This is a genomic window from Alteromonas sp. ALT199 (genome assembly GCF_018619335.1).
GTDB lineage: Bacteria > Pseudomonadota > Gammaproteobacteria > Enterobacterales > Alteromonadaceae > Alteromonas.
Genome location: NZ_JAHHDX010000099.1, coordinates 1 through 737, shown reverse-complemented (window position 1 = coordinate 737; position 737 = coordinate 1). Strand labels below are relative to the sequence as shown.

The 737-nt window shown below is 42.9% G+C and carries 1 protein-coding gene and 1 pseudogene; both read right to left on the bottom strand.

Annotated elements, in window-relative coordinates; translation table 11 throughout:
- Positions 1 to 402 (bottom strand): RIP metalloprotease RseP (gene rseP / locus KL866_RS11060; RefSeq protein ID WP_214995052.1); only part of this gene is annotated, 402 nt, incomplete at its 3' end.
- Positions 396 to 737, bottom strand: a pseudogene (locus KL866_RS11055) (1-deoxy-D-xylulose-5-phosphate reductoisomerase); the annotation flags it as partial. The pseudogene KL866_RS11055 and the gene rseP, both read right to left, overlap by 7 nt.

Sequence of the window (737 nt, the reverse complement as noted above, 5' to 3'; positions counted from 1 at the left end):
AATATTTTTTACAACTGGCTTTACGGTGTCTAATCCTACTAAGTACATTAGCCATAAAGCGAAGAACGCAAAAATAAAGTTAACGCCAGGGCCTGCAGCAATAACCGCCATACGCTGTAGCACAGGCTTATTGTTAAAGGCTTTATCTTCTAGCTCAGGCGGAACGTCATCAATACGTCCGTCAAGCATTCGAACGTAGCCACCAAGAGGAATCATAGCAATGACATATTCAGTGCCAGACTTACTAAGTTTACGCCAAATAGGCTTGCCAAAACCGATTGAAAAGCGCTCTACCTGTACACCACATTTACGGGCTACGTAAAAGTGCCCCCATTCATGTACAGCGACTAAAATACCTAGGGCAACAATGAATGCACCAAGGCTCCATAAAAATGCTAGCACTGGAATTTACCTCGAATAATCTCGTTAGCTTTCGCTCTCGCTAAGCTGTCTTGCTCTAGTATTTGCGCAATAGAATTTACCGATACATAAGGCATTGCATTAAGTGTGGCTTCATTCACTTTTGCGATATCGCAAAACTGAATTGAACCATTAAGAAAAGCCGCTACTGCTACTTCGTTGGCCGCATTCATTCTCGTAGTAGCGCATTGCCCTTCTTTACACGCGTCTATGGCCAGCTTCAAGTTTGGGTAGCGCTTATAACACGGTGTCTGAAAACTAAAATTAGTAATATCGGAGAAATCGAGAGGTTTAACACCAGCATCGATTCTATGTGG